This window comes from Haloarcula salina (assembly GCF_010119195.1).
In the GTDB taxonomy this organism is placed as follows: domain Archaea; phylum Halobacteriota; class Halobacteria; order Halobacteriales; family Haloarculaceae; genus Haloarcula; species Haloarcula salina.
The window spans coordinates 85,325-110,856 of the sequence record NZ_WRXL01000005.1 but is presented as its reverse complement, the minus strand read 5'-3'; the positions used below and the strand labels follow the sequence as shown (position 1 = coordinate 110,856).

Below are 25,532 nucleotides of genomic sequence, written 5' to 3'. Positions count from 1 at the left end.
ATATAGTTATATTCGGAAAAACGCCGATTCTGATCGGACGTAACCAGGTATCTCCGTAGAGCGCCTCGGGCACGTCGTCGCCCTATAACCGACCCATTTCGAGCTCGGAGTGAGCCGCCCTCCCGTTCGATCTGGAACTGTGTTCTGACCATTTAATCGATTCGACAAGCAGTAATAGAGTCTTACTATGGAGCGGGAATTGGTAGTAAACACTTACTGTGGGAACAATTTGGTAACAAAAAAGTGCATACGTATGACTCCTCCGCGCGTAGCTGTGGGGTTGAACACTGATATTCGGTTAGTTCGTTTATTAGACCACCTCCGAATCCTCTGGCTGTATGATGTCCCAGCAACCATCTGTTCATATCGAAACACGGCCACACGGCCGACCCCGTTCAGTGCGATCTCATGGGTCGTCTCTTCCATGGTCCACCGGTTTCACTCGTCGAGACGAGGTCCAGCATCGATGACTGTCTACGTCACTGACCACGGCGCGACGCCCGACGACGGTACGGACGATACGGCAGCGATTCGGTCGGCCGCGGACGAGGCCGCACCCGCCGGCACGGTCTTCTTCCCGTCCGGTACGTACGACGTCGGTGCGAACTCTCGCTTACCGCTCGACTTTCCGGAAGACGGCCGGTGGGATGACTTGACATGGAAGGGCGAAGACCACGCCGATACCACTATCAGGCTCGCTGGAGGCAATACCAAATTCCACAGTCTCTGGAACGTCACTCCCTCGACACCGATTTCGAACGTCACGATCGAGCAGCTGACGATCAACGGTAACGGTCGCAATCAGGACTACGGCATCGGCGTCGGCGTTCACGCTGACGACATCCGGGGAACGACCAGCCTGATCGATTGCCGATTCGAAGACTGGGCTAACACAGGCATCACCTGCGACAGTGGCGACCTAGTCATCAAGCGCTGTGAGTTCGAACGGTGTGGTCACGCGGCCCACCGGATCTCTGGCCTGGCCGGCCACGCGTTCTCCCTGAACACCGACGGAACGGTACGCGTTGAGGACTCGGTCTTCAAGAACATGATCGGTACCGACGGTGACGTGATGACTGGTTCCGGTGCGACGCTGACGATGGACCGCTGCATCGGGATGGGTCGGACCGAGTATTCGGCGCTTCTCAAAATCAACCCCGGACCCAGCGACGTCACGATCCGTCGGTGTATCTCGCAGAATCGCGGGACGATGGCCGTCAAGAGCAATCCGCAGACGGAGGATATCGGTTCGATCCTCCTCGATAACGTCCTCGTCGACGGAAGCGACCGACCGGCGCTCGATTTCCCCGCACCGGGCTCAATCACGGTCGTCGACTGCGCCTTCAAGAACGTCGACAGAAGCGACATGCGCGGGTACGGTATCTACACCGACGGAATCGACTGGAGTTCCTCCGGTCCGTTCTCCGTCCACGACGTGGGTTCGAACAGCGACGGTGACGCGGTCTCCATTCAGAACGGCGGTGGGACGATCTCCGGACTCGTGTACGACGGCGTCTCAGGCGTCGGTTCGGCGGACGGGACGACTCTCGAGGGCGCCACGCGTGGCGACCCGATCTCTCCAGACGTGCCGTCTCTCTCCGAAATCGGTCCGGTCTCTAGCTCTACTTCGAGTGACGACTCCAGCGACTCCGACGGGTCGACCGACACTAGCGACTCGACCGAGACGGTCGACTACGGCGGGTATTCGACGCCGGCGGCCGGTAGCCTGGAGTGGCACGTCCCGCTCAACGAGAACTTCGAGAGCATCGAACAGGATGTCCGCGACCTCGCCCAGCGAATCGCAGAACTCGAACAGAACCACTGACTGCGCCGCTTTCGGTCCGAACTCTCGTTTTGCGTCGGTTCTCGAGGACGTCGATCGGGCGCCGACGTGACCCGGAACCGGCTTCCACGGATATCGTCTCTCTCACGGTATAATCTGCGTGTAACTATGCGACTTTCGCAGCAATCGTTCGGATATTCACCGTCTGGTCATGAGAAGATACCACCTCACGAACCCGGCGTCCCGTCGGCAACACCGGCATACGAGAGATACCCCCGAGCCACGGCAACGGGCCGATGAGTGACACTGTCTCGGACCCCCCTCTCGTTTCGGTCGTCATCACCACGTACAACAGACCGGAGTGCCTCGAGCGAGCTATCCAGACCGTCTCAGCCCAGACGTATTCGCCGGTAGAGGTCCTCGTGGTCGACGACCGCTCGCGGGTCCCGGCATCAGATACCGTGCGGAAGCTGTCGCCCGACGTGGCGGGTCTCCGCTGTATCCGCCACGACGAGAATCGGGGCGCGAACGCCGCACGGAACACCGGTGTGGCAGAGGCGAACGGGTCGTACGTGGCCTTCCTCGATGACGACGACCGCTGGGCTCCGGACAAACTGCAGCGACAGGTTGCGGCGTTCGAGCGTACAGACGGCGATGTCGGTCTCGTGTTCACGGGGCGAAAGCACGTGGGTGACGGCGACGTCACCGAACGCAAGATGCCTGATTCAATCGAGGGAGACGTTACGAAGCAACTCCTCTGTCGGAACGTCGTGGGGACCCAGTCCAGCATCATGGTCCGGACGGAGATCGCTCGGGAGGTTCGGTTCGACGAGGAGATCAAGCGCTGGGCCGATCTGGAGTGGTACATTCGAGTTTCGCAGGTCTGTGACTTCCACGCGGTATCGGAGCCGCTCGTCATCTACACGTTCGACGCAGGAAATCGAATATCCGACGACTTCGACCGACTACAGACGACTGTCAACCAGTTCATCGAGAAGTACAGCGGCCTCGCGCGGGAGTACGGAATTCTGTTCGAGCGCAAGATGCGAGGCTGGGCCTACCACCGGGTCGCCCAGTCGTGCGTGTACGCCGGTAACTACGCCGGCGCACGCCACTACTCGCGGCGTGCGATTGCGACTTACCCGTTCGAGCCCTCGTTCTACGTCTACGCGTTCGCCGCATCGGGCGGTCGTCTCACTCACAGGACGGCACAAACCGTTCGGACTGCGCTTTCTCGAATGCCACTGCCCTCGGCGTGAGTTCTCGTGGAAACGCCGTTCGTGACGACAGGTGTATCGGCCGCCACACGCCGAACCACGACAGTATGGTCCTTTTTCTTATCACGAATGATGACAAATTAGCGCCAAAATATGAGCGGGATGATCGGTGGGGCTGTCAACGGGTCCCGACTCCAGAAGGCGGTGTCCGAACTCGGCGGTCGGACGCGAGAGAAATCGTGGCTGTACGAACACGGTGGGTCGGGACTCGGGCTGTCGTACACGACGGCGGACCCACAGGGGGTGACTGTCTGGGATGACGGGTCTCGTGCTGGTGTCATTTACGGCGTCGTCACGAACCGAAACGAACTCGGCCTCACGGAGAGCGAGGTGTTCGACAGATTACTGGATCGACCCGCAGAGACCGCTCGCACGCTCGAAGGCGAATTCCTGATCGCGTGTTACGACAGCGATCGTGACTACCACGTCGTCGTAACCGACAAACTCGGCGCTCGCTCGTGCTACTACACGAGGGCCGACGGGGTGTACTACGCGACGGATGTCGACGTCCTGTTGGCGTTTCTCGACGACCCGGAGCTGGATTTCCAGGGCGCAAGCGACATGCTGCTCATGGGACACATGTGGGGAGAACGGACGCTCGTCGAGGGGGTTCGGGCGATGCGTCCGGCAACCGTCATGGAGGTCACGGGTGGAAGCGTCTCGACGAGGCGGTACTGGAAGCCCGATTACGAGCCGGCCGACCCCGGAGCGGGCTATTTCGACGAACTGGCGGATCGGTACCGACAGGCCGCAAACCGGTTCGGCGGGACGCTCCCCGAGAGCGCGGGTATCTGGCTGTCCGGCGGCCTCGACAGTCGAACCACCGCTGCGGCACTGCTCGCGGAATCTCCCGAGGGGTCGCTGGAGTCGCTCGTCGCATACGGATACGACGCGAACCCGCCCACGAACGACAACCCGCGCATCGCCCGCGATATCGCTGAGACGCTCGAGATCGAGTACAATCAGATCCCGCTCTCGGCAGAAACGTTCGGCGAGGACTTCGAGCGCGTCATCGAAGCGACCGATGGAATGCTCCGTTGGAACACCACGGCGAACCTCTCGCCGACCTACCACATCCGGGACGACGTGCCGGTGCTCATGGAGGGAATGCAGGGTGAACTCATCGGCGATCACCTGCTTCGCTATCACCTCGACGACTCGCAGTCCATCGTCGAAGCCCAGCAGAACAGCGAGGCCTCGACTGCCGTCGAGACCGTCCAGAACCTCCTGACCGTCGACGTCGATCCGCTTGCCACGTTCAAGGCAGAAGCCGATCGAACGTCCGAACGGACACACCGCGGCAAGGTGCTCGACATCCACTTCCAGAACTACTACGCGCGACTGGGGCTGGCGAGCAACAGGGTGATGCGTGACTGGACCGGCAACAGAGTGCTACAGGTGGACGGTGACTATCTCGAGTGGTGCGCCAGGATTCCGCAGTACTACCGGAAGGGGACGTTTCCCCTCTCACATCTGTTCTTCCAGTCCGACGCCGGCGGGATTCCGTACGGCACGTCGATCGCAAAGCTCGAACTGTGCCGTCGGATCTCGCCCGAGCTATCGGAGATCACGTACGAGCGAACGAAGACCAAACCGTCCAGGCCCTATCACCTCCACGTCGGCGGGTTCGTCGGAAACGTCGTCGTGAATCGGCTCCGATCGAAGCCGACGTACGCCAATGGACAGCTACAGGACTTCTGGATCAGGGACACGGATACGTACGTGCACCGGCGAGTGACGGAACTGGTCGACGCCGCGATGGATCGCAATCTGTTCGACGCTGACGCCGTCGAAGCGGTCTACGCCGCCCATATGGACGGAGCGAACAACGCCACCCTCCTCGCGCAGATCACGACGCTCGAGTACTGGATTCGGGAGCACCTCGACTGATTCGGCTCGCATCGTGAGAAATCAGCCCTGTCTCTCGCCCCTGTAATCCATTCCCTTCTGGCGGCTACCCGGTCCCGTTGATGCGGTACACGTTCACGTTTCCGTTGTGATACACTTGCGATGTCGTCGGGTCGCGCTGCAACTGCTCGAAGTCCCGGTCGTGGAACCGCCACTGATCCCGGTAGTCCGGGTACATCGACGGGTAGAACTCGCGCCCTTTGGTCGTGATCACCATGTACTGGTTCGTCTCGTACGACGAGCCGAGCGTGTCGTTGGTCCGATAGCCGAAGCTCGGTGGCGGTAACGGGCTCTCGGGATCGACCATCTCGCGTCGCGAGCTCTTGTTCACCCCGAAATACGTGTCACCGAACCGCCACAGCGTGATTCCGTACTCGACGGTCCCGAAGAACCGGTTCCGGTGATCGAGCAACCACTGTGACCCCTCCAGTTCGGCGTCGGTCACGTGGCGTCCGGGTTCGGCTTTCAGCGGCGAGTGATAGAGACTCAGCACGCCGAACGTGCTGTACGCGACGAGGGTGACACAGAGGAACAGCGTGACGCCTCGCCGGAAGTCCAGTCGTCGGTACCCCCAGTAAAACAGTGGCCCGGCGAGCAGCGCGCCGAAGATGTTGACGTACAGTAGCGGGCGGCCGAACCCGACGATGAGGTCGAAGACGAGAAAGCAGACCGACGCGCCGGCGAACGCGACGAACGACACGACGAACGTCCCCTCGTAGACGTCGATGTCGAACCGACCCGTGAGCCCGTCGTACGCCTTCGTGAGTATGTACAGGCCACCGATACCCAGGAATACCGCAGAGACGCCGTACTCGATGAAGCCGATGACCAGGATGTCCGAGAGCTTCGGTGAGGTCGAACTGACGGCCGAGCTGTACTGCCCCAGCGGCGACTGGCCACCGGACGTTCCCAACAGCCCGCGAATCGCTTCTCGGCTCCGTCTGATGACGGGACCGAAGCCGTGATACCAGGAGAGGAACAGGCCGACCAGCAACTGGAACGTTACCGCTTTGCCGACAGATGCCCGCGGCCTGTCGACGCCAGAACGAGCGCTCACCACCAGTTCGACGAGGATGTACACGAGCAGTATGCCGCTGACGAACAGCGTTATTATCGGGTGGTAGATGACGAGCGATACCGCGGTGACCGCGAGCGCGACTCGAGCCGGAATGGACCGAGTCTGGCGCTCTCGAACGAACAGATAGAGGACGAACGGCACTACCAGTGAGATCTGCGTGTAGGGCGAGGGATTTGTGTACGCGCTCCCGGCGACGAAGAGTATCGCGAAGGGGAGCGTCAACAGCGCGCGTCGCCGGTCGTACAGTCGGACGACGAACGCGTACCACGCCAGCACCGAAAACACCGGAACGACGACCGAGATCGTGTTGATGATCTGTAGCGGTTCGATCCCGGTCGCGTACGAGAGCGAGAGCGTAACGATGTGGATATTCGGATAGATGTCCTTCGCGGGCGGCGTTCCGTACTGGTGGATGCTCCGGATGTAGCCGATGTGCGTCAGGACGTCCGCGCGGTCGTAGGCCTGATAGCCGCGAAAGTACGGGAGCGACAGAATCAGCGTCTCGATCGAGAGTGCGATGACCACTCCGTACCGCCACGATACCGGCGCGTCGTCGTCCCAGAGCGCGTAGCGCACGATCAGCAACTGACACAGCACCAGTCCCGATATCGCCAGTATCCAGAACTCGACCGGCAGTGCCCGGTAGACGGAGAATTCGTATCCGGTCGCCGGCGGCGTCAGGGAGAGGATGACTGCCAGGAGGAAGACGATGCCGCCGCCGCTCAGGACCGCCGCTCGTGTGACGCGATTCCGCAGTCGTTCGTTCATAAGCGCCGCTCCCGCTCTGACCGAGCGTTCGATAGTGCCGTTTCGGCCGGCGGATCTGTCCCGAGCATAGTTACCCCGTGACGTTCACCCAGAAGTAGGTATGGCGGTAGGAACTGTCGATGCTCGGTCGTTCTGGCGGGTCGCCTCTGTAGAGGAGAAACGCCAGACGGGACTCTTCTGGTCCGGGGATCCGGGAGACTTCGATGGATCGGTTGCGTCGTTCAGTTTCTCGATTTGCCAGCGTTAACGAGAACCGGTCGACGGTAGTCGACTGCTGGACCTGTCGAATGTCGCCTTCTCGGCCGAGCCGTTGTTGTTCCACGACCACGGTGTAGTTCGTCTCGGCCCCTTCACGGTTGGTAACCGACACCACTACTGACTGGGGGTCTCCCACCGTAACCGACGTGGGATACCCGTCCGCCGTCAGGTTCCCCGTCTCGTCGTCGATTGTGAGGAGCGAGAACTCGGTGTAGGTCTCCCCCTGTGGCTGACTGATCAGCGTCGCGCTCGCGACGCCTGCCGCGGCCAACAGGAGTACGATGGTGACCGCTCCGATGGTCGGCCCGCTGGAAAACTGGGCACGAAAGTCGCTCGTCACCTGCTGACTGAGGTGAGCGACTGGTACGCCGGCACCCTCTGAGGGAGCTCGCGCTCGCCGCAGTACGGCGGCGATGGAACACACCACTGTGACCGCCGTAACGAGCACGAAAGTCGTCCCTGGACCGATGTCAAAGCCGAGGAGCGTCACGGACAACAGCGGGAGTGGGACCGAAAAGAGACTGAGACCGACTGTTAACACTGCGATTTCGGTTCCGAACAGCTGAGAATCGGCTGCGGTGGTTGAGATCCCGGTTGCCGGGACGACCTGTCGATACATCGTCGGGTAGAGCGCCGCAGTGGCGGCATAGCCGGGGAGCACGAAGATGAAGAGAAACCCGAGCACGACGCGAAAGGGCGTGGGTAACACGTCGGGCAGCCAGAGACCGACGACCGAGGTACTGACCGCTAACACAGCGACCACGAGGAGATCCAGATTGGTGAGGGCCCGGCCCCCTCGATCCTCGGGGCGACTCACCGCGACCGCTCCCACTGCTCTTGGCGCCCCATCGTTACGAGTAAGACGTGTGGCAGATTTCGCTGACGATTACCGTCCCTCGCCATGAACTCATTGCGTTCCCCCTTGGAATGCAGACCCGCATTGTTAGTTTGAGTCTACCAACCGTCTGATGCGGTTTTTGTGCGGTTTCTTCTCCCGAGTTGCTCTCGGACCAGAGTAAACGCCATATACCTCTATGCCTGAGTTTCTCACACCTTTATTATGGCTTCGACGCGTGGGATTCGGTGGGTGACTGGACCGTGAGCGAAGACACTGACGAGTACGTCGAACCGTCGTTCTGGGATCGAATCACCACTGCCCGTTTCGACAGTTCGGACGGGGCTGATTCGACCCTGGACCGGAACTATAGCCACCGCGGGTCGGATATCGACCAGTCCAGTCGCTTCTGGAGACTCGTCGCAATTCAAACGGGATGGATGGTGGTCGCACTCGCACTCCTGTTCCTCTTCGATATGTGGGCGCTTGATCTGTATTTCATCCTCTCGTTCAACGGATTACTGCTCGCCAGAGTGTTGCTTGCACCGGCACGTGGCAATCCGGACTGGTGGCGTCGTCTGAACTGGTTCGTCTACCTCGGGTTCGGTGTTCTGGTGTATCTCATCGTCCAACGGTTCGTGCAGTATACGGTCTGACTCCGTCGGTGTCTGCTTCGCCCCGTAGCGAGCTTCTAACAAAGAAGGCGAACGGAAACAGTCGAACCAGATGACCCGTCCCGATTCTGCGACCGATAGCTCGCGTGCCGTCGATGAGGACGGGGAGCGTCCGTCGCTCGGGTTCTACATTCCGAACCTCACGGTCGGCGGTGCGGAGCAGGTGACGGTGAACATCGTCAACGGACTGTCCCGCCGAGGATACGACGTCGAACTGGTGCTTTCTCACCCGTACGGCAAACTCCACTCGGAGATCGACGAGGACGTCCCCGTCGTCGCGCTCGGGGACTCACGTGTTCCGGTGGCGGGCATTACGGCACACGTCCCGAAGCTCGTGTCCTATCTCGAAGAAAGCGAGCCGGACGCGCTGCTCTCCCAGGTAACTCACGCGAATACGGTCTGTCTCGCGGCGTCGCTCGTCGCAGACACTCGGACGAAACTCATCCCGACGGAGCACAACGCGTTCGACGTCGAACCGGCCACCACTCTGAAGTCGAAACTGCTCCGGAAATTGGCCGTTCGGTTGCTCCCGTCGGCCGACCGAGTGATCGCCGTTTCGCAAGGGGTCTCAGACAGTCTCGTTGAGCAGATGTCGCTCCGAGAGGACGACGTGACAGTTCTGCACAACCCGATCGAAATCGAGCGGGTCCGGGAGCGCGCACACCAGTCGGTCGATCACGAGTGGATCGAAGACGACGACCTCGACGTGGTGCTCTTCGTCGGCAGACTCGACTCGCAAAAGGACCTCCAGACGTGGCTTCGGGCGTTCGACCGGGTGCACGAATCGAGGCCCGACACCAGAGCGGTCGTCGCCGGTCAGGGCCCGCTTCGCGAAGAACTCCACGACAGCGCGGAACAGATGGGGATCAGCGACGCCGTCTCCGTTCCCGGGTATGTCGACAATCCGTATCGGTACATGCACCGGGCGAGCGTCTTCCTGCTCACGTCTCGCTTCGAGGGGCTCCCGACGGTACTCATCGAGGCGATGGCCTGTGGCTGTCCGGTCGTCTCGACCGACTGCCCCAGCGGGCCGCGTGAAATCCTCGCCGACGGCCAGTACGGTCGTCTCACACCCGTCGGTGACGTCTCGGAGATCGCGACGGCCGTCGAGAAAACACTCGACGATGAAACGGATACGTCGGCCCTAAAGCGACGAGCAAACGACTTCTCACCAGCGGAAGTCCTCGACGATTACGAACGGTTCATTCAGACGTCTCTCCGATAGCCGTTCCTCGGTCAATCTCGTTTCATCGGCGGAACTGAGTGTAGCGTGACGTTTCTCCACGTCCAGCGTCTCTTCTCGACTCCGCCTATCAGATGAACGATGCGAGATCTCGAATTTCGTCGACAATCCCCCACTCGATCCGCGATTCGATCGCGAGGACTGCAGCGGCGTACGTGACGATACCGACGACCACGAGTAGCACGAATTCGACCAGCGGCGCTATCGTGACGACACGTTGGATCCACAGGCCCACTAGTCCCATGATCCCGGCCGCGGGAAGCGGATAGGCGAACTCCTTCGCCAGCCGACGGAAACTGCCGTCGACCGCCTCTACGGCGAAGTACATATCCACCGGCGTCATCACGAACGCGTAGACGGCGACGATCACCATCGCGACCCCCGAGATACCGTATCTGCTCGCGGCCGGATAGATCGGGATCGCGATGAGGACGATGGTGAGTAGCTGAACTTTAACGAGATAATCCTGGTTCCCGGTCGCACGCCACACCGATCCGAACGAGGCGAGATAGCCGCGAAGCAACCCGTAGATCGCTAGCAACTGCATAGGGACGATCATCGGTACCCACTGCTCCCCGAGAACGCCGGTGACGAACGGTTCGGTCACGAGCGCGATTCCGATAGCCATCGGTGCGACCAGGAACATCGAGAGACGGATCGTCCGATAGAAGGCTGACCGGACCGTCTCGGGATCGTCTTGGACTTTCGAATACGCCGGAAAGCTCACCTGTGAGACGACGTGGGCTAACTCGGTCGCCGGTGCGTTCGATAGCCGGTAGGCGAGCTGATAGAAGCCAAGCGCCGAGGAGCCGAGCAACCACGAGACGAAGATGTCGTCTCCTTGGTTACTAACGTAGTTCAACACGTTCGACGCGGTGATCCACTTGCCGTAATCGATCATTTCCGCGGCTCGCGCGACGTCGATAGACGGCCAGGGCCTGTATCCGCTGAGTACAAACGAAAAGCCGCTGCGGACGACGTTGCGAGCGACGTATCCGAACGCGAGTGCCCAGACGGTTGGGTCGAACACCGCGTACGCGAGCGCGGTGAAAAAGTAGGCGGCGTCACCGCTGACGTCGTACACGAACTGCTTGTGGAAGTTCAGGTCTTTCTTGAAATACACGATGGACGGGTTTCTCAGCCCGAGTATGACTGGACCGATAGCCATCGCACGGAGGATCGGCTCGATGTTCGGTTCCGAAAAGAACCAGGCGATTCCCGGTGCCGCCGCGAAGAGCAGGACCCCGAGTACGATCCCTCTTCCCCCGTTCAGGATCCACACCGTGTTCAGGTAGGGGTCGACGTTCTCGCTTTCGTTGTAAATGAGGGCATCGTTGAGCCCGAGTTTCGAGACTCGCCTGAGGCCGGTGATGACGAGCATCGCCGATCCCACGATTCCGAACGCGCGTGGGTCCAGGAGGCGTGCGAGAAAGACGACCGTTAAAATTTGAAATGCGCGACCGGTGATATTCAGCAGCGTCAGCCATATTCCTCCCGTCACCGACTGTTCGATCAGGCTCTCTCCTGGTGTGAGTATCGCCCGTATTCGTCCGAAAATCGCTTTCAGTCGATCTCTCACGGCAGCCACCGCTCCACTTGTGAACGCACGCCAGGGAGCCAGCGCCGGCGGTATTGCCACCCGTCTTTGACTGGTTCGATCTCGTACGGAATCGTGTCCATCTGTTGTCTCCGGGCGACCTTTCCAGTCCCGATGCAGTCTGTGAGCCGATGCGCTCGTCGTTCGTTAGTTAATGGTCCTAGATAGTAATAATGGTCCTTCTTGCTACACTTTTCGGTCCGATACGGTGGATCTGGGCCGCACAGCGCGCCGTTGTTCGCCGTGGAGTCCACACGTTCTCCTGCGAACTCCCCCTCGCCCCTGGGTTCCATAGTCGGACACGCATTACTAAACGCGACACGCCGGCACACCACGTGGTGGTAAGGTCTAGCTGCTAGCGGTTTCACATCCGCTCAGTTGCTTTGACTCTCGGTATCTGACACATAACAGAGTGACTAACCGACAAGTAGGAGACGATGGAAATCTGTGTCCACGGGCTCGGATACATCGGGCTGGCGACAGCGTCGTTGTTCGTCCATAACGGTCACAAAGTAATCGGCTACGATACCGACGACCGTGTGCGTCGCCGACTGGAGCGCGGTGAGCCCGAGGTCACGGAGGAGGAACTCGAGACGTACGTTCGTGACGCACTGGACGGCGAACTCACAATCAGTTCCCACCCCGAAGCGGCCGACTACCAGCTCATCTGCGTCCCGACACCGTACGATAGAGACGCAGGTCGGGCTGATCTGCAGTACGTCGAGGCCGCCGCCCGGAATGTCCGCCCGCTCCTCCGAGCGGACGACGTGGTCGTACTCGAATCGACTGTCCCCCCCGGAACAACCGCGACAGTCCTCTCTCCGATTCTCGCCGAGTCGGGGTTGGAGCCCGGTACTGATATCGGACTTGGCTACGTGCCGGAGACGATGCTTCCCGGCAATGCCGTGACGGAACTCCAGTCGAACGACCGTATCCTCGGCGGGATCGACGCCGATTCGACCGCGGCGATCGAGGAACTGTACGGGACGGTTCCGACCGGTGATCTCAGGGTCGCTCCCGACGCCACCACCGCAGAGTTCGTCAAGCTCGTCCAGAACGCGTTCCGTGACGTCAACATCGCCTACGCCAACACGCTTGCGCTCACCGCCAGAGACTACGGCGTCGACGTTCGCGAGGCGATCCGGCTGGCGAACAATCACCCGCGCGTAGACATCCTTCGTCCCGGACCGGGCGTCGGCGGTCACTGCCTCCCGGTCGACCCCCTGTTCTTCGCCGAGCGATCCGACGAGACACAGCTCGTGGACGCAGCCCGCAGGGTAAACGATCGCATGCCCGGCTACGTCGCGGACCTGGTGGCAGAGGCGCTCGGCACGCTGGAGGACAAGACGGTCGCCATCCTCGGGGTCGCGTACAAGGGCAACGTCGACGACACGCGGAATAGTCCGGGATTGGAGATCGCGCGGATTCTGTCCGACCCCGAAACAGCTGAGCTCCGAGTCGCGGACGGGGGCATGGGAGCGACTGAAATCAGGCTGTGCGATCCGCACGTCACCAGTCCCACCCTCGAGCTAGAATCGCTCGCCGACGCGTTGGACGGTGCCGATGCGGCGGTCCTGACCAGCGCCCACGACGAATTTGCCGACCTCGATCCCCGTCGGGTGGGATCGCTTCTCGGTGAGCGCGTGATGGTCGACCCCCTCGCTCTCATGGATGCCGATTCGTGGGAGCAACACGGCTTCGAACTCGTCGGCATCTGAGGAGGCGGCGAACGGTACGGGCTGTCCATCACAGATTTAACCCGGTATCCTCGCTCGCAGAGTTCGACCTTACTGTCGGTACCAGACGTCGACGTGGTGGTCCGGACCGTAGGACTTACCGACGATGTCGAGCCGGCCGTCGCCGGTCATGTCGACGAGCTTCGCCTCGTGAGTGGCGATGTTCCGCTCGACGACGTGCTCGCGAAACTCGAACTCGCCGAGGTTCTCGAAGACGAGCTGGACGGGTCGGTCGTTCTCCCCGAGGGACATCTCCCCGACGTAGATGTCGGGGTATCCGTTGCCGGTCAGGTCAGCCGTCTGGAGGCTGTGGGGGCAGAACATGTCGTCCCGGAGGATTGTCGGCTCCCCGTCAGGGTACTCGACCCACGCGACGCGTCCCGGATGCGTGCCGAAGGTGGGTGAATCGCCCTCGGAGAGGACTATCTCGGGCGTTCCGTCTCGGTCGAGATCGGCCACGGCGACCCGTGTATCGTCCCAGTCCGTACAGATGTCTGCGCGTCGCCAGTCCTCATCCTCTCGATGATACGCGTTCGTCCCGGCGATCACCTCTCGCGCTCCGTCGCCGTCCACGTCAGCCACGGCGACCCCCTCGACTCTGGTACCGCTGTCGATCACGTGGAGGTTCGCGTCCGGCCACGGTTCTTGATACGGATCGGCCGGGACATCGTAGTAAAACACGGTTTCGCTGTCCTGCGAGAGGCCCACGAGTTCGTCGTTCCCGTCGCCGTCGACGTCAGCGACGAGCAGGTCGTGGTACTTCTCGAACCGACTGGAGATGTGGTACTGCCCCCATGGCTCTCTCGGGTTCTCGGGCTGGGCATACCAGTAGACGTCGGAGCGACCGAACCCCTGCCCCACGACGAGGTCCAGGAGACCGTCGCCGTCGATATCGGCGAGATCGCTGCCGACGCCCGGATGGAGATCGGTCTCGGGTGCCAGCACGTGTCGCTCCCATCCGGGGTTCTCGTACCAGAAGATGTTCGTCTCAAATCGCGGTGTCACCCGACTGAGCGGACCGACCGTCGGTAGCTGTACGTCTGCTCCCGCGACCGTGACAGCCGGGTTTCCGCCCATGCCCACGACGATGACATCTGGACGCCCGCTACCGGTAAAATCACCCGTCTGCAAGCTACTGAGCTTGCTACAGGGTGGGTGATCGTCGATACGCTCGTGGGAGAACTGCATACTGCCCTCTCGGCCGATGCCGGTATTGTTATTATACTCTTATCTAGCTGTCACGTTTCGCATAGTGGTAAAATCGCCGTTCTCACCGACAGGCCGCGTCACCGACGAAATATCAAAAACCTGACTTCGACGGCCCGTGACTGCTACGTCGTTCTAGCTCACGGTGACGTCGACCCAGATGTGGGCCTCACGGTACGCGTTCTCCGCCGTGGGTTGTTCTGGAATCCCGTCCTTGTACAACAGATACGTCAGCCGGAGCCGTTCGCCTTCGAGTACGGGCGTGACGGTGTGGCGCTGCAGCCAGCGATCTCCGGCTGCTGTTCGGTTGTCGTAGGTATCGAGACGCGCCCGCTCGATGACTTCGCCCGTCGGTGCGGTTCTGGTCAACTGTACGACGACGACGTACTCTGTCGTCTCCATCTCGCGGTTCGTGACTGAGAAGTACAGCTGTTCGGACTCACCCAGCGTGATCTGCTCGGGGTAGCCGCTCGCCTCCAGCACTCCGGTCTCGTTCTCGGTCAGCAGTCCGAACTCGGTGTACGCTTCGCCCCGCTGTGGCTGGGCCGCGACCAGTGTCACGCACGAAAACGTGACGAGAATCGCCAGGCCGACGACGATCGTCCCGAGCTGAATCCCGTCGCCTTCAGAACCCCCGCTGGTGTCACCTGCGTTCCCGTATGGCGTCGTGGTCTGGCTCGATCCCGCCGGCGCCCTGCTGTAGCGACGGAACAGAGCGATTGCGCTCGCCACAACCGTCACGATAGCGAGGGCGGTGACGACCGGTGTCGGGCGGATCGGCCACGGCGTGAATTCGAGGTTGACTCCAACGATGATCGCCAGACAGATGCTCGCCGCGACCGAATACAGTATTCGCTCGGTGGCGATTAGCCGATGCTGTTCGTATCTTGGATTCCGAGTCGGAAAGAGGGACGCGACCACGGCATAGCCCGGAACGAACAGCAAGAACGGTATTGCGATGGCTGCGAGGGGGATTCCTTCGAGTGGCGACAGCGTTGCGAGGAGCGTAATCGCTGTGTATCCCACGACAGCAAGCAAATCGACGGTCGCTGGCGACGTATCCGACCACCTACCCATACGTTCCGCTCACGCCCCCGTCATCATAAGTAACAACCGCATAACGGGGGACAGACAATCCCGATCTCGATCGCTGGAACCGATTGATCTCCGGGAGAGGTGGCGATGTCACTCACGAACACACGATGTGCGGCTACTCTGACTCCGTCCGGGAGAGATACTTCTGCTGTACCCGCCAGAGGTAGCCCTGCAGTAACAGGAGCGACAGCTTCGGAACGAACGACCCGTATCTGATTCCGCTCGACTCGTCGCCGTAGATCGCGTCCATCGGCACGTCCTGGACAGTCAGTCCGTGGCTATCGAGGTGGATCAACACGTCGTTCAGGAACCCGTAGTCGTCGAAGAGTTCGTCGACGTCGAGCTCGTCCAGCGCCTCCGCGGAGATCGCCGTGTACCCGTTCTGGGGATCGCGCATGTTCCACTGGCCGCTCGCGAACTTGGTCAAGAGCGTCAGGACAACGTTCCCGAACAGTCGCCATCTGGACATCTGCGCGCAGTGTTGCCGCGAGATGAGGCGGTTCCCCTTCGCGTAGTCCGCTTCCCCCGTGACGACGGGGTCGATGATCCGATCGAGGATGTCCGGGTCCATCTGTCCGTCACCGTCGAGGACGGCGACGACGTCCATGTCGCTCATCAGGGCGAGGTCGTAGCCAGTCTTCACCGCGGCCCCACGCCCGCCGTTCGTCTGATGTCTGACGGGGACGATCCGTCTGTCGAGGAACGACTGGTTCGAGCCGACTGACGTTCCGGCACCGTCTGCGACTAAGACTTGTTCGGCCGAGTCGTCGGTGACGGCGGCTTGCGGGACCGCAGCGTCGACGTACTCTTTGATCTCCGTCCAGGTGTCGTCAGTCGAACAGTCGTCGATAACGAACACTTTATCGACGAACTGCGGCAACGAGTCGATAACCTCCCCGATGAACCCCTCCTCGTTATACGCTGGGATTACGACGCCGACCTCAGACCCCTTATAAGCCACGTTACGCCCCCCCCGAAGCTAGCGTCGTAGCGTGGCGTGTCAGTCGTCTCGCCGGGCTCGTTCCGTCACTTCCGGTACAGCGGCGAACTCCGCCGGAAGCCTCAGGTGAATACCCAAACCGGCCGTCCGTCGTCTCGGGTCGGCAGTGGTGCCGAACCCATGCGTCTGTATCAGCGTCGATTGCAGTGATGATCATGGTAGCTCGTGGAGCCGCTTGCCGAGTCACAACACACGGCCCCCTTGCTATCACCTTGGACAAGTCATTCTATTGTTATTCCTCACTTTCCAGAATTAGCGGGAGTATACAGGTACCGAGGAAACTGCTGAATCTCGTTTTTGGTTCGAAAAGGTCGTGCCCTGGGTACGTGTCGAGTCAGTCAGTCGAACTGTTCCTGATACGCCGCCCTCACCGACGACTGTCGGGTGTCGCTCAGGTTCTCGTACGAGGTGCCGTATTCTGCCTGCGCGAGTTCATCCCAGGATTCGATTCTGTCTCCGCTCTCGCTCTCGAACTGTGCGTCGAAGTCCGCTTCGACGCGCTGTTGGGTCTCGATGTCGAGCGCGGTGAAGTCGAACTCATCGCCCGGTTCGATGTCCGCGCCGTAGTCCTGGCGGGCGATCTGTTCGCGGGTCCTGACCTCCACCGCGACGAGTCCGTCTGCGAACGGCTGTCTGTCGTAGATCTCGCGGACCTGCCGTTGGGTCTCTCCGCTCACCTCGTGGTAGTAGTATCCGTACTTGTCCTGCGTAATCTCGTCGAGCGACGCCTTCTCACCGTTCGAAACGCTGCTCCCGTCGCCCCCTCCGTTCGACCCACCGCTGCCGGAAGCCCACGCCGGCTTGACCGACAGCGCGGACGAGGCGCGCGTGTCCGCGCTGTAGATCCCGTACACGTAGGTCTCGAGCTTCAGTGGCTCGACCGGGTAGTCGGTGTCGTCGATCAGCGTGTATTCTAGTTCGAAGCGTACGCGGGTCTGCTCGCCCGGCTTCAGCGTCACGGACTCTTCGACGCCGTAAGCTTCCGGACGGTCGTCACCGTCGCTGTCGATCCGGTGCTCGACGCTCTGTGTTCCGGTTACGTTCCCGACGTTCGTCACTCTCGCGGAGAACACTGCGGTCTCACCGACGTAGAGGACGCTCGGTCCTTCTAGACGGCTGACCTCGAAGTAACTGCTCTCTACCCTCACCGCGTCCGTCGCGGTGTCGGTCTCCGTGGATGTGGTGTAGTTGTGCGTATCGCGGCTCACGTTCGCCGTGCTCGCGGTGAACGACACGTTCGTCGACTCGCCCCCGTCGAGCGTCACGGTGCGAGTCATGGGTTCGGTCCCGTTCGGTCCGCTGAACTCGACCGTCGTGGTCCCGTCGACGTCACCGACGTTTTCGATCGTCGCTGACGCGGTGACCGGATCCCCGCGTGTGACTCTGGTGGGTGCGCTGGCGTTCAGAACGTTGAACGTCGCCGGTCGCTGGACGATCAGCGTTCCACTGACCGATTCGTTCTCGGATGCGATCCGGTATTCGTACTGACCCGGTTCCAGCTCGGTCGTTTCGACACGTTCTTCAACGGTCTGCTGTTGACCGCCTGCTATCGAGAGGACGCGTTCGTCGGTGGTTTCCGCTGCTGAGACGCTACCGTTCCGATCTCGGTCGATCGCGAAGTGGACTCGCTGGAGTCCGCGGTAGTCACCGGTGTTCGTCACGTTGGCGGTCAGTGTTGCCGAGGCCCCTTTGACGACGACCAGTCCGCTGGATTCGTCAGACAACGAAAACGCTGGCGGGTGCAGTACAGCGACGGCACCGGTCGCCGCCGAGTTCGCGCCTGAATCGACTTCGTACGTGTACTGCCCCGGTTTGAGCGTCTCGGTATCGACGACGAGTGTCGTGGCCGTCGATTCATCCGGGCCGAGTTTGACGGTGGTGCTCGTCTCAGACACCATTCCATCTTCATCACGCACGCGCACTGTGAGTGGTTCGGTTATTCCCCGATCTCCCGAATTTTCGAGACGGACTCGCACGCGCAGGGAATCTCCGGGCCTGATCTCACTGGGACTCTCGACCCCGGTGACAGTCAGCGCGTCCCCACTGCCGGGACTCTCGCTTGCGAGTGTTGGCCCCGTTTCTCCCGTACTCCCGACCAGCCCCGTCGTTACGCCACCGACGACGAGGAGCACGAGAACCCCACCGACCAGTACTAGTCCGTATCCTGAAGTGGACATGGCGTTATTTTTGGATATTCAATACTATTGTTACGTACAATTTACCGCGTGTTATACACTCACTGGCTGTTATTGGTGTAAAACACTTCGATAGGTGAGGTATCGTCAGCCGCTATGTAGTTGACATTCCAAGCCAGAACTGGCTGACGGTGTGGCCGTTCCGCGACGGTCCTGATGTTTGCGAACCGGTGAGAAAGATGTCTCTAGCCCGACGGTACCGGTGTCACGGGGATGCGCTCTCACCGCTAACCGACTCGGTCAAGCCATGTTCTTCTGTTCGATCGTTTCCCAGATGTCGAGTCCCTTCTCCGTTATGTCGTACACGCGCCCTTTTTTCCGATCTTCCGAAACGAGTAGATCAACGAGATCTGATTCTCGCAGCTCCTGCAGCGCGCGAGAGACGTGTGCGATGCTCATCTCTCGGTCGTCTGCGATGAGCGACGGTGTCGCAGGCCCCTCTGAAAGTCGCCGGAGTGTTTCGACCCGATACCGTGAACTGATCACGTAACTCACTTCGTCCCACTGGTCAAAGTCTGCCATCGTATCTATTCGTATTCACGAGTGTACCAACTACGCACTCTGGATACGAACTCGTGTGCATGGTTATTCCATGTGCCTTCGGTTAATTGTTTCGCTAGTGTTATTTTGTTCTGCATGTGCGACAGCCGGTAGCCACCCACATCATGTGGCGTATCGTGCCTTCTGATACGTGCGAGAATCGCTATCTCACGCTGAGGGTGCCGAATTTGGTCAGCTTGTTCAGCCGTTGCTGGAATCGTTCGGACAGCGTTGAGTGCGTCCGATAGGGCGCGCGATCTACAGCCCCATTGGTCTCTCTGGACCACTAGTTCCCGAAGTTGTCGCCTTCTTACGGCCGTAAGGATTAGTTACTTCTGATATAATCGTCAGGGATTCTCTCGAGACTCTTTCGGGGGCATCGAAATCATTCGTTTCGGAACCTGTGCGAAAAATATCCCAATTAATCCCCTATGTTTCGGGACCAGTTCACAACTACCGATTCACCGACCAGAGCGGACGATGGAATCCGCCGTAGACTGGCAGTACTCCAAAAATACCGAAGCAACGGGTGACTACTCTCCTCGGTAATCTCGGAGATATTGTATAATTTGTTACATAACAAAGTATTAAGTGCTAAGGTGCCATTTAGTTGAAATGCTTGCTGACAGCGTAACGTTCCGTCGATACAGCCGGGGGGCTGTGTGGATGCGTCCAGACGGGTAAACGATGTCGCAGCACACAGGAAGTGGGTCAAATATGGGAGTCAAAGACACCGCACGAACGCAGGCTGAACCGCACGAAGACATGTCCGAACAGTCGGCAGCGACACCGGACAGCCAGAACGACAGTACCAGTGACGACGCGACGCAGCAACAGACGGAAACAGAGCCGTCACTGGACGTCATCTTCGAGACGCTCAAGAACAGCCGCCGCCGCGAGGTTCTTCACTTTCTCCGTGAACGTGACGAACGCGTCTCACTGGGAGAGCTCGCGGAGCACGTCGCCGCGATCGAAAACGACACCACGACTGACGCGCTGACCTCCAGCCAACGCAAGCGCGTGTACGTAGGGCTGTACCAGTGCCACCTCCCGAAGATGGACGACATCGGTGTCGTCGAATTTAACCAGGACCGCGGTCACATCACGCTTACCGACAAGGCTGACGCCTTCGAGGAGTATCTCGACCGTCCCGAAGCGGAGCCGGACCGCCAGTGGTATCGGTACTACGCTGGAGTCTCACTGCTCGGCGTCGCCGTTCTCGCCGCAGCAGTCGCACTCTCTCTCCCAGGCAGTATCGTCTTGGGTTTGTTCGCGGGTGTCATCGGCGTGGGCGGAGCCTGTTCTGTCTACCACTGGTCGACCGAACGCGAGCAGGAAGCGGACGACTGAGGACGACCTCGAGCTAGCCTTCTACCACTGCCGTCGATTCGGGTTGCTTCTCACCGACCGAATTTGCGAGGAATGTGCCGACCACCGTGTCGTCTCGCAACGCTCGCTACTGCAGCGAGTGGTAACGACGCGCTCATGCTGGGGTAAGGATATCATACTTTAGTAATCAGCTATTATTCTCTGGATGAGCAGACAATCACTAAACTCTCTACGGTGAGTTTAGGACCCTATTAACGCAGTCACGTCGTTCGAACCGCCTCATCCCTCCGTAGGTCCCGCCTTTCACGACAGCTTTTGAGTCGCATCTCACTATCGGGGCTTCGTTCATTGACGCCTCCCGTTCGTCGAATCGGTTCGTGTCGGAAGTCACCCGGAGGCGAACGGAAGTGACTGGTTTCGGGACGCTGGTAGTACTCGCCAAACTAATCGCAACCACAGCGGCCGAACATCCATTTCCCTCCGATAGCTAGTATGTGAGAGAACAGAAAAGTTCCTCCGCTGAGTATATCTAAAAGTCTACTACTCGATCGTAAACTTCTGAAATACTATTGTACAAAACGAAATCAAATTTGAAAATAGAAATTTATAATTCATATGTATATTTATAAAAGTTGGATTGTATTTGGTATTTAATATGTAGTGCGCCGGCCGGGAGCCTGTGTTTCCATGGTCACTGTTGGGCCGCGTAATCGCGCATTAGGACGACGACAGCGGTGCTGGACCGAGGGCGTCCGCTGTGATATGGGCAGTTCCACATCCCTCCCACTCGTCTCTTGGGTGGAACGGAAAACGGGTCGAACGGGTACCCGAAGCAATCTCTCACGCCACCGTCGCTGACCAGAAAGTTATTAGCAACGGCGTTGAAACCCTCTCGACATGAAGGAATGGCTTGACGCCTACGACGATCGCGATTGGCAATCGGCGACCGAGGGAACGGTTCGATACGCACTCCTCGGACTCGGCTGGTGGACAATCGACCTCGCGCTACCAGCGATCGAGGAGTCGGATCTCGGCGAAGTGACGACCTTCGTGAGCAGTTCGACGGAGAAAGCCGAGCGGCTGGCTGCAGAGAACGGCGTCGACCATGGTATCAGCTACGATGAATTCCACGACGGTGAAGCAGCTGATGCCTACGATGCGATCTACATCGGGACACCGAACGCCTATCACCTCGAGTATGCAGAGACGGCCGCCGAACTCGACAAGGCGATCCTCTGTGAGAAACCGATGGAGTCGACGGTCGAGCGCGCACGCGAGATGGTCGAAATCTGTGAAGACGCGGACGCTCCACTGATGATCGCCTACCGGATGCAGACGGATCCTGCCGTCCGGCGCGCACGGGAACTCATCCAAGACGGCTTCCTCGGCGACCCGGTATCCGTCTACGGAAACAACAGTCAGCCTCTCCTGGAGATGAACCCCAACAAGGAACAGTGGCGGCTCGATCCGGACCTCTCCGGGTACGGTACGTCGGTGATGGACCTCGGAATCTACTCTATCAACACGACCCGGTTCCTGCTGGACCGAGAACCGACGGCCGTCCAGTCGCAGATGAGCTCGCACGCCGACGGCTTCGGTGACGTCCCCGACGAGCGTTCCGGCGCACTCCTCGCGTTAGAGGACGGTGTCAAGATGGTCACCACCGACAGCCAGAACGCACACGAAGACACGCAACTCAAACTCACAGGAACCGAGGGCCAGATCGAGTTGCGACCGGCGTTCCACGGGAAGGCCACGCTCCATCTTTCACGGGGTGATCTCTCGGCGACCATCGAACACGATGCCTTCGACGCGCAACGAGAGATGCGTGAGGAGTTCGATTACTTCGCGGATCGGATTCTCACAGACGCCGATATTTCACCGGACGGACGACACGGACTGCAGGACATGCGTATTATTCGGGCAATCCACGAGGCCGCAGAGAGTGGCGACGTCGTCGAACTGTAGCGTCACGGAGCAACTGACTGTCGTCTTCTCCGTTCGGAATCGGTGAACGACGTTCTGGTGTGACTTTCGGAATCGTCAGCAGTGCCCCACTCCCCGATCGAGTCCGGCCACTGGGCATACTCTAGGTAATCGATGCCCACAGACTCCACCGTACGAAATCAAAGGTGCGTGATTTGGGTCCGTCGTGTGCGTCAGTGGATATCGTATCATCGTGGCGGCAGCGTTGGCCGCTGCTTCCGTTCGACAATCTGGGAGTCGACACTTCGGGCCGGGGTACTCGTTCACGTATTGACGATGAGGTACCAGGCCTTCGCTGTCGCGGTACCGAACGGATCCACTATGTATATATGGGGACCATTCCAGGATCAGTCCTACTATAATAACGTACGTACAGATGTTATTCCGAAAGACTCAACGGGGCGAATATCGGGTCGTCGGACTGCTTGACCCCGGCTTTGTTTCTCTACGGAGGGAGCATGCCCGTGTTCTCCTGTCGAGCCAGATTCGATCTTGATATCTCGGCGACCAGAGCTAAAGAAACGATTCGAGCGGTGAAAAATCGAATACTTCCGTATTAGATAGTGTATTGTGAGCACATTAGGCTCTTAGTCCTGGTATGGACTTACTTTTGGCATTTGACAGCTATATCTGCGCAGAATCAGAGTATACTATCGGATACGTCGTCTATATCTCCGTTCCTTGGATATACGATGTTCGAACTTGACGATACCGGACCGAGTATTTTATTATCCACTAGTGTCAAGCGTTAACATACGATGGTCGACCTAATTGAAGCGTCTCCGGGTTCGCGATCAAGTTGGATCTCGATGCGCCACTTCGAGCAGGTCGTTTCAAACGGTCTCGAGCCGACGAACGATTTCGGTGATCACCCCTCGCGGGTACGCTTACTCGCTCTCACCCGACTCGAATGAAAAAACCTCCCAACCCAGGCGATCGGCAGCTCGTGTACCGGACTGAACTCTCCCTGGATAGCGATACCGCCGTCAGCAGGGAGATCGTCGAGGCTGTCTCGGACGCGGCGGACTGTGAACCGGTAGAGTTGCCACCGTTTCAGGGTGCCGTCGACGTAGACGCACTGAACGCACTCTTTTCGGCTGATACCCTCGAACGAACCGGACGCCGTCTCTGTTTCACGTTCGAATACGCGACCTACGACATATCGGTCTTCGGCGATGGGACTCTCGAGGTGTATCAGTGACCTGAACGACGGTGTTTCGTCGCTTCCCGGTGTTCGTCGTCGCCGAAGTAACCCTCTCTCGCCTTCTGAAATAAAATATAGTTATGTGGTATAGCTATTCTCTATGGTGATCTTCGATCCCACCGAAGACGCTACTGGCCGTCGATGGGAGCGTCCAAACGGCTCGTCGTCAGTATTGGAGGTCCCATTCGCGGTCGATGAGCCAATCATTGAGCTTCTCCAGGGGCGCTTCGTACACGTGTGAGCCGTGACTGACGAGAACGGTCTCGATCTCGTGCTCGAACAGTTTCACGAGGTTCCGTTCGGCTGCAGCGTGTGAGTGGTCGTTGAACTGTTCAGCAGGCGGGACCAGATAGCCCGCTGGAAGTCCCCGCCGATCGGATCCTTCGAGGATGTCACCAGCGATGAAGAGGCCGTCGGCTTCGAGGAGGAGTCCGGTCGTCGCGATCGTATGGCCCGGCACCTGTACGACGCGAAGGTCCCCGTCGAGCAGGTCGCCGTCGGAGATGTGCGCATCGACGCGCAAATCGAGCGCGTCGTGGAATCCTCTGGCCCCGCCGGGAACGAGCAGTTCGGGATCGAACGCGTCGACGACGTCGGGCGTACCGCCGAAGTGGCCTTCGTCGCCGTGGGTGATGACGACGCGGTCGACGCCGCCGAACTCCTCGTCCAGTACGTCGACCAGTTCCGCCCCGTCTTCCGGGAAGGCCGCGTCGACGAGGGTCGTCTGTCCCTGGGGTCGGTCTTCGAGCACGAACACGCGGACGTGGTCGAACTGTACGGTGTGGATACCGTCAGCTACGTTTGCTACAGACATTCCAACTACAACCTGCCGCCGAGTTCTCATAAAGAACTGTCCCGATTCCCAGAATCATATAATGCCGCCTAACCGCCCTAGTCTGGCGAGATACGGGGTACTGAGCGGATCGAACTCACAGTCCGACTACCTGCCGGTCGGGCGACCGCCAGTGCTCCGTGATCTTACTCTTCCTGCACCGTGCTCGTGACGACGGGGCAGGACGCGTTCAGAAGAATCGACTGCGCTACGCTCCCGAACAGCACTTTCCCGGTTCGCGACCGCTTTCGCGGACTGACTGTGACGTAGCTGGCGTCCTGCTCCTCGGCGTACTTCACGACTTCGTCCGACGGCTTCCCGACCAGCCCGACCGTCTCGTACGGGACCGACAGATCCGAGACAGCGTCCTCAGCCATCTCCGCCGCGGCGCTGCGGACTTGTCCCATGTCGAGTGGCTCTTCGGCTTGCGCGCTGGTGATTCCGAGATCGAGAAACTCCGAACGCGTGAGTGCGTGGACGACGTGAACCGTGTCGTCGAACGCCTCTGCGAGCGCTTCCGCTTCCTCGATAGCTACGGACGCTCTGTCCGATCGGTCGACTGCCGCGACGATGACCATACGTGATGACACTGCATTATCTACCATTATTCTTTTGATGACGCGATACCCAGCCAGCGGGCGTGGCGTGACGCACGGAAATATTTCGATAGTATTGAAATCTGTGTTGCTGATTATGTGCATCTACATAACGAATGTACGCCTGTTAGGAACGCCTTCAACTGCCGATATCACCCGTTTCGGACGTTTCACTAATGTCGAAAAGAGCTGGCTGGCGGACTGCAACGGCTCGTAGTGAAGGGGCCGCTACCCGTCTACCGGGTGGGTGACAACTGTTCGACGTGAGAGGTGGTCAGTACGTAGTCGACCGAGAACTGATGCGGGTCTCGACACGTGCTGTTCGGTCCCCGTTGACGCCCGTACACGACGGTTTCGACACCTGTTCGGTGTAGGCGTTAGAATCGATCCGA

Annotated in this window: 19 protein-coding genes; 9 read left to right on the top strand and 10 right to left on the bottom strand. The window is 59.7% G+C overall.

Annotated elements, in window-relative coordinates:
* The first annotated feature begins 187 nt into the window (after window positions 1–187).
* The 3 genes from GM656_RS14010 (at window position 188) to GM656_RS14000 (ending at window position 4,950) form a co-directional block, all read left to right on the top strand.
* Entirely contained in the window at window positions 188–1,825 is a 1,638-nt protein-coding gene (locus GM656_RS14010) for a glycosyl hydrolase family 28-related protein (RefSeq protein ID WP_162414302.1), read from the top strand.
* A gap of 254 nt (window positions 1,826–2,079) precedes the next feature.
* Window positions 2,080–3,042, top strand: a complete 963-nt coding sequence (locus tag GM656_RS14005) for a glycosyltransferase family 2 protein (RefSeq protein WP_162414301.1) — start codon at window positions 2,080–2,082, stop codon at window positions 3,040–3,042.
* 111 nt (window positions 3,043–3,153) lie between these two features.
* Window positions 3,154–4,950 carry an asparagine synthase-related protein gene (locus GM656_RS14000; protein ID WP_162414300.1) on the top strand — a complete coding sequence of 599 codons (1,797 nt, stop codon included), beginning with the start codon at window positions 3,154–3,156 and terminating at the stop codon, window positions 4,948–4,950.
* Window positions 4,951–5,014: 64 nt separating this feature from the next.
* Here GM656_RS14000 and GM656_RS13995 read toward each other — a convergent pair whose 3' ends face one another.
* Window positions 5,015–6,814 carry a hypothetical protein gene (locus GM656_RS13995; protein ID WP_162414299.1) on the bottom strand — a complete coding sequence of 600 codons (1,800 nt, stop codon included), beginning with the start codon at window positions 6,812–6,814 and terminating at the stop codon, window positions 5,015–5,017.
* Between the two features lie 70 nt (window positions 6,815–6,884).
* Window positions 6,885–7,904, bottom strand: coding sequence for a DUF1616 domain-containing protein (locus GM656_RS13990; RefSeq protein WP_162414298.1), 1,020 nt, complete (start codon window positions 7,902–7,904; stop codon window positions 6,885–6,887).
* A 251-nt stretch (window positions 7,905–8,155) separates the two neighbouring features.
* Between GM656_RS13990 and GM656_RS19365 the strand changes: the two genes are divergently transcribed.
* Entirely contained in the window at window positions 8,156–8,563 is a 408-nt protein-coding gene (locus tag GM656_RS19365; RefSeq protein WP_241692779.1) for a hypothetical protein, read from the top strand.
* A 70-nt stretch (window positions 8,564–8,633) separates the two neighbouring features.
* Window positions 8,634–9,806, top strand: coding sequence for a glycosyltransferase (locus tag GM656_RS13980; protein ID WP_162414297.1), 1,173 nt, complete (start codon window positions 8,634–8,636; stop codon window positions 9,804–9,806).
* Between the two features lie 88 nt (window positions 9,807–9,894).
* On the opposite strand, the gene GM656_RS13975 is transcribed toward GM656_RS13980, so the two are convergent.
* On the bottom strand, window positions 9,895–11,403 hold the full coding sequence (locus GM656_RS13975; RefSeq protein ID WP_241692778.1) for a lipopolysaccharide biosynthesis protein: 1,509 nt from the start codon (window positions 11,401–11,403) through the stop codon (window positions 9,895–9,897).
* Window positions 11,404–11,858: 455 nt separating this feature from the next.
* On the opposite strand from GM656_RS13975, the gene GM656_RS13970 reads away from it, so the two are divergent.
* Window positions 11,859–13,139, top strand: a complete 1,281-nt coding sequence (locus GM656_RS13970) for a nucleotide sugar dehydrogenase (RefSeq protein WP_162414295.1) — start codon at window positions 11,859–11,861, stop codon at window positions 13,137–13,139.
* 69 nt (window positions 13,140–13,208) lie between these two features.
* On the opposite strand, the gene GM656_RS13965 is transcribed toward GM656_RS13970, so the two are convergent.
* From GM656_RS13965 to GM656_RS13945, 5 genes are all read right to left on the bottom strand, one after another.
* On the bottom strand, window positions 13,209–14,345 hold the full coding sequence (locus GM656_RS13965) for an FG-GAP repeat domain-containing protein (RefSeq protein ID WP_162414294.1): 1,137 nt from the start codon (window positions 14,343–14,345) through the stop codon (window positions 13,209–13,211).
* A 153-nt stretch (window positions 14,346–14,498) separates the two neighbouring features.
* Window positions 14,499–15,440: a DUF1616 domain-containing protein gene (locus tag GM656_RS13960; protein ID WP_162414293.1), complete on the bottom strand. Its 942-nt coding sequence runs from the start codon at window positions 15,438–15,440 to the stop codon at window positions 14,499–14,501.
* A gap of 133 nt (window positions 15,441–15,573) precedes the next feature.
* Window positions 15,574–16,419, bottom strand: a complete 846-nt coding sequence (locus GM656_RS13955) for a glycosyltransferase family 2 protein (RefSeq protein ID WP_162414292.1) — start codon at window positions 16,417–16,419, stop codon at window positions 15,574–15,576.
* 377 nt (window positions 16,420–16,796) lie between these two features.
* Window positions 16,797–18,356 (bottom strand): COG1361 family protein, encoded by a 1,560-nt coding sequence (locus tag GM656_RS13950; RefSeq protein ID WP_241692777.1) that lies wholly within the window; start codon window positions 18,354–18,356, stop codon window positions 16,797–16,799.
* 537 nt (window positions 18,357–18,893) lie between these two features.
* On the bottom strand, window positions 18,894–19,175 hold the full coding sequence (locus tag GM656_RS13945) for a winged helix-turn-helix domain-containing protein (protein ID WP_162414290.1): 282 nt from the start codon (window positions 19,173–19,175) through the stop codon (window positions 18,894–18,896).
* Between the two features lie 783 nt (window positions 19,176–19,958).
* On the opposite strand from GM656_RS13945, the gene GM656_RS13940 reads away from it, so the two are divergent.
* The 3 genes from GM656_RS13940 to GM656_RS13930 all read left to right on the top strand — a co-directional run bounded on the left by GM656_RS13940 (window position 19,959) and on the right by GM656_RS13930 (window position 23,709).
* Complete coding sequence (locus tag GM656_RS13940; protein WP_394352101.1) at window positions 19,959–20,543, top strand: DUF7344 domain-containing protein; 585 nt, start codon at window positions 19,959–19,961, stop codon at window positions 20,541–20,543.
* 876 nt (window positions 20,544–21,419) lie between these two features.
* The gene (gene gfo6 / locus GM656_RS13935; protein WP_162414288.1) at window positions 21,420–22,490 is read left to right on the top strand and encodes a D-xylose 1-dehydrogenase Gfo6; all 1,071 of its coding nucleotides are present in this window, start codon (window positions 21,420–21,422) and stop codon (window positions 22,488–22,490) included.
* A 964-nt stretch (window positions 22,491–23,454) separates the two neighbouring features.
* On the top strand, window positions 23,455–23,709 hold the full coding sequence (locus tag GM656_RS13930) for a HalOD1 output domain-containing protein (protein ID WP_206673715.1): 255 nt from the start codon (window positions 23,455–23,457) through the stop codon (window positions 23,707–23,709).
* A gap of 169 nt (window positions 23,710–23,878) precedes the next feature.
* Here the strand turns inward: GM656_RS13930 and GM656_RS13925 are convergent, their stop codons facing one another.
* Both GM656_RS13925 and GM656_RS13920 read right to left on the bottom strand, forming a co-directional pair.
* On the bottom strand, window positions 23,879–24,526 hold the full coding sequence (locus GM656_RS13925) for an MBL fold metallo-hydrolase (protein ID WP_162414286.1): 648 nt from the start codon (window positions 24,524–24,526) through the stop codon (window positions 23,879–23,881).
* 164 nt (window positions 24,527–24,690) lie between these two features.
* On the bottom strand, window positions 24,691–25,122 hold the full coding sequence (locus tag GM656_RS13920) for a universal stress protein (protein WP_162414285.1): 432 nt from the start codon (window positions 25,120–25,122) through the stop codon (window positions 24,691–24,693).
* Window positions 25,123–25,532: the final 410 nt, after the last annotated feature.

Bases quoted from the DNA above. Each gene is read 5' to 3' on its own strand.
- GM656_RS13940 (WP_394352101.1), top strand. From the start codon at position 19,959: ATGTCCGAACAGTCGGCAGCGACACCGGACAGCCAGAACGACAGTACC.
- gfo6 (WP_162414288.1), top strand. From the start codon at position 21,420: ATGAAGGAATGGCTTGACGCCTACGACGATCGCGATTGGCAATCGGCG.
- GM656_RS13965 (WP_162414294.1), bottom strand. From the start codon at position 14,345: ATGCAGTTCTCCCACGAGCGTATCGACGATCACCCACCCTGTAGCAAG.
- GM656_RS13995 (WP_162414299.1), bottom strand. From the start codon at position 6,814: ATGAACGAACGACTGCGGAATCGCGTCACACGAGCGGCGGTCCTGAGC.
- GM656_RS13980 (WP_162414297.1), top strand. From the start codon at position 8,634: ATGACCCGTCCCGATTCTGCGACCGATAGCTCGCGTGCCGTCGATGAG.
- GM656_RS13925 (WP_162414286.1), bottom strand. From the start codon at position 24,526: ATGTCTGTAGCAAACGTAGCTGACGGTATCCACACCGTACAGTTCGAC.
- GM656_RS13970 (WP_162414295.1), top strand. From the start codon at position 11,859: ATGGAAATCTGTGTCCACGGGCTCGGATACATCGGGCTGGCGACAGCG.
- GM656_RS14000 (WP_162414300.1), top strand. From the start codon at position 3,154: ATGAGCGGGATGATCGGTGGGGCTGTCAACGGGTCCCGACTCCAGAAG.
- GM656_RS13960 (WP_162414293.1), bottom strand. From the start codon at position 15,440: ATGGGTAGGTGGTCGGATACGTCGCCAGCGACCGTCGATTTGCTTGCT.
- GM656_RS13950 (WP_241692777.1), bottom strand. From the start codon at position 18,356: ATGGTGTCTGAGACGAGCACCACCGTCAAACTCGGCCCGGATGAATCG.
- GM656_RS14010 (WP_162414302.1), top strand. From the start codon at position 188: ATGGAGCGGGAATTGGTAGTAAACACTTACTGTGGGAACAATTTGGTA.
- GM656_RS13920 (WP_162414285.1), bottom strand. From the start codon at position 25,122: ATGGTCATCGTCGCGGCAGTCGACCGATCGGACAGAGCGTCCGTAGCT.
- GM656_RS14005 (WP_162414301.1), top strand. From the start codon at position 2,080: ATGAGTGACACTGTCTCGGACCCCCCTCTCGTTTCGGTCGTCATCACC.
- GM656_RS13945 (WP_162414290.1), bottom strand. From the start codon at position 19,175: ATGGCAGACTTTGACCAGTGGGACGAAGTGAGTTACGTGATCAGTTCA.